Genomic DNA, 4,137 nt, shown 5'->3' on the forward strand with positions numbered 1-4,137 from the left:
TCAGGTACCGGAGGTCATTGAAGAGAAAGAACTACTCGGCCCATACCGTGAAGAACTACATGAACATAATGGATAACTTCACGAGGTGGCTGAGAACCCCCCTACGAGAGGTAACCCGTGAGGATATAGGGGCCTATGTGGATCACTCCTTAAGAAAGCGGCTAAAACCGAAGACGATCACCTGCCATCTGCAAACCATACGTCTCTTCTTCGACTACCTCATCAACGAGGAGGGGGTAGATATGGTCAATCCGGTCACAAAGATCTCGCTCCGTCTGCCAAAACCTCTGCCCAGGCACCTGAAGGACAACCAGGTCACCACCCTCTTTGCGGTAATCACGGATTTGAGAGACAGGGCCATATTCATGCTTATGCTCCGATCAGGCCTTCGGGTGGAAGAGGTTGCCAAACTTACCGTAGATGCGGTAGAGTATCACAGAAGACAGCTTTTTGTCTCCAATGGAAAAGGCGGTAAGGACAGGGTGGTGTACTTGAGTGAGGATGCTCAATCTGCGCTTCAGGCGTACCTGAAGAAACGGTCGTCGAAAGCGAAAGGGTTATTCCTGGTACAGAAGGGACCCATGACAGGGAAACCAATATCTGTCCGTGGAATCCAGAAGAGGATCGAATACTATGCGCGAAAGAGCAGGCTGAAAGTCTCCTGCCACCAGCTAAGGCACACGATGGCAACACAGCTACTCAACGCGGATGCCGCCCTCGTCACCATCCAGGACCTTCTGGGGCATGGCCAGATTACCACGACACAGCGGTACTGCCGGGTATCGAACCTGAAGGTGCAAAGGGACTACTACAAGGCTATCGAGGTCGTCATGCAACGGACCCAGTCACGTGAAGACGATGAGTTTGAATTGGATGAAAAATGGATAAAGGAAAACAGGGTGTAAGTAACTAACATCACGAGAGAAAACAGGATATGTTACGTATAGCACCTACGAATAAACAGAGTTTATAAACTGGAAAAATAATTATTACGGGTAGAAACAAAGCAAATTATGACGCTGTTGGTTAAAATGTAAACCCCTTCTCTCTGAACAGTCTTATGCATACATCCGCCACCTCATTATCATATAGGATACCTTTGTTCTTTTCTATCTCTTCAAGGGCTGCATCGATACCCTTTGCTGGCCTGTATGGCCTGTGGGAGGCCATAGCTTCTATTACATCAGCAACAGCGAGTATGCGAGCCTCAAGGATAATATTCTCGCCTTTTAACCCTTGAGGATATCCTGAGCCATCTAATCGCTCATGGTGTTGGAGGACTGTCTCAGCTATGGTATGGGGTAACCCAACCTCTTTTAATATGTCATACCCTGTTTGAGGATGGACCTTGATAAGGCCAAATTCCATATTCGATAATTTGGTAGGTTTACTCAATATCTCAGCGGGTACTGATATCTTCCCGATGTCATGAATATTACCTGCCGTACGGATATTCTCTATTGTATCCTTTGATAAGTTCATCTCCTGGGCAATTATTATTGCAAGATTAGATACCCTTTTTTGGTGACCCGAGGTATAGGGATCTCGTGTCTCTACGATCAGTGACATAGCTTGGATGGTACCAGCTAAGGTTTTTCTCAGTTTCTCAAGGGTTTGTTTCAGTTCTTCTTCGGCAAGCTTGCGTAGGGTGATGTCTTCGAAGGTACCTTCGAAATTGAGGATATTTCCCGTCTCATCCTTGACCGCATGGGCATTGATGGACGCCCAGAATATACTTCTATCTTTCCGGTAGTGTTGTACTTCAAATCCTTCAACCCTCCCTTTCTCTTTCATAAGGGTGATATATCTTACATAGTCATCAGGGTTCACATAGAGTTGCTCCCCTATATTTGTTACAGAGGACATGAATTCCTCTGGTGAGTCGTATCCAGACATCCGTGCCATGGCAGGGTTTGTACTGAGGAATCGCCCATTCAGTGTGGTCTGGAAGATACCCTCTACGGCATTCTCGAAGATAGAGCGGTATTTGGTTTCAGCCTGACGTAACGATTCTTCCGCCTGTTTGCGTACGGTGATGTCTTCGCACGCCATGAGGAACTGACCTGATTCCATTTGCACAGGTATGAAATTGACAACCTTTATTGACCCATCTTTGCACGTCACTTCAAAGGTTTCCGTGATGTTCTCCCCAGCCTTTAATTTCTCTATATCTGCTTTCCAGGTAGAAATCACGGAGTGCCTGTATGCAGGATCAGGGTATGCTTGTTTAAACCAGGTTTTGCCGTTAGGAGTATCATAGAGCGTATAACCGAACATCTCTTCAAATTTAGAGTTGAAGTATTGAAAGTTTCCATCTTGATCGACCATAATCAGTCCGAAGGGTGCGTTATCAACGAGGGACAGGAATCTCTGCTTTTCCGCAACGATTCTTTCTTCAGCTTTTTTCCGCTCTGTAACATCGCGGATGATGTTAAGGAGAACTTTTTCATCTCTCACAACAATTCCCTGTGAGCTGCTCTCGACAAAGAAGGTGGTTCCGTCCTTCCGACGATGAACCGTTTCATAGAAAATATTTTTCTCACTGGCTTTTTTCATCTCCTCAGTGACAACGGCCTGGGAATCAGGCTCCCGGAGGTTAAATATAGTCAGGGATTGTAATTCTTCGTGTGTATACCCGTATGCATCTTCTGCGGCTTGGTTCGCTTCTATAATTCTGCCATCACGGAAACGTATAAAGAGGATAATATCACGGGTATTCTCAGAGAGAAGCTTATACAGTTTTAATATGTTTTCAGCTTCCTTGCGTTGTGTTATGTCTTCAGAGGTGCCTTCGTGGTATAAAGTCTCCCCTTCTTTATTGAGGATTGCCCGTGCATTCATGGAGACCCAGAAGGTGGTTCCGTCCTTTCGACGCATCTCCGCCTCAAAATTCTCTACCACGCTCTTTTCATATAAAAGATGTTTGAATTTATCTCTCTCTTCTGGTCTGATGTAGAGTTCCTCTTCTATGGATTTGACTGTAGCAATCAACTCCTCCGGTGTGTCATACCCATACATCCGGGCAAGGGCAGGATTGGCTGTGATGAAACGGCCCTCAGGTGAGATCTGCAAAATCCCTTCGATGGCGTTAGTGAAGATGCTGCGATACTTCTCCTCTGCCAGACGGATTTGGTCGTATAACCAGGAGCTCTCCAACACAGGCGCGATGATGCTTACCAGAATGCTCAAACCCTTTATCTGGCCTAACGTAAAAGCACGCCGGCTCTGCGTGGTGCTCACATTTAATACTCCGAGTAACTTACCACCTGCAAGGATGGGCATTGATGCGGCACTGTGTATGTCGTCCCTTGGATTGACCGGCTTGAAACGGGCATCCTCAACCTTGCCATCGAGTGTAACCAACTGGTGATTTCGTGCAACCCAGCCTGCAATGCCACTGTCTATGGGTACCCGTGTCCCTATGAATTGCTCCAGATGTTTCCCCTTGGCTAAAGCAATGTAGAGCTCGCTTTTGTCGTCTTCTGCAGGAAGCATGATGGATGCCTCGTCGGACTGGCACTGCTGGATCGCAGCATCTAAAAGCTTATTAAGAATCGTCCGAATATCGAAGGGGAAGGAAATCAATGTTGCCAGCTCGTAAATTGCTACTGTTTCTTGTAGCTGTATGTTTTCAAGCTTAAGCCACCGCACTTCCATTGCCCGGGCAATAAGTGGCAGGAGAAAATTTATCTTGAAAGGTTTCAATATATAATCAAAGGCACCAAATTGCATAGCTTTTACAGCAGTCTGCACAGTACCCTGGCCTGTCATGATAATACTTATTATATTATGGTCTATCTCGAGGGCAGCCTTAAAAAGGGCTATTCCATCCATGCCAGGCATCATAAGGTCCGTGAGTAATATGTCAAAATCTTGGTTCTTCAGGACATCGAGGGCTTTTTCGCCTGATGTAAAACCCAATGTCTCGTATCCTTTTCCTGCCAGCGTTTCGCAGAGAACGGACATCAATTCCTGCTCGTCGTCTACTATCAAGATACGGCCTAAACTCAAATCTGAGGTTTTTTTCGCCATGATCCCTGCTCCTTATTCACCTATGTTGTCCTTCTCCTCATAAAGACTATGAGAGACGACCGAGGTCACCGAGGTCGGGAGGACAATACGAATTGTGGTACCCTT

The 4,137-nt window shown here is 46.3% G+C and carries 2 protein-coding genes; one reads left to right on the forward strand and one right to left on the reverse strand.

The window, feature by feature from the left end; translation table 11 throughout:
- Positions 1 to 905, forward strand: a 905-nt coding sequence (locus tag NTU69_10055; protein ID MCX5803854.1) for a tyrosine-type recombinase/integrase, incomplete at its 5' end; no start/stop codon positions are given.
- Positions 906 to 1,026: 121 nt separating this feature from the next.
- Here NTU69_10055 and NTU69_10060 read toward each other — a convergent pair.
- Entirely contained in the window at positions 1,027 to 4,032 is a 3,006-nt protein-coding gene (locus NTU69_10060) for a PAS domain S-box protein (protein ID MCX5803855.1), read from the reverse strand.
- Positions 4,033 to 4,137 lie beyond the last annotated feature (105 nt).

The organism is Pseudomonadota bacterium, assembly GCA_026388215.1.
GTDB lineage: Bacteria > Desulfobacterota > Syntrophorhabdia > Syntrophorhabdales > Syntrophorhabdaceae > JAPLKF01.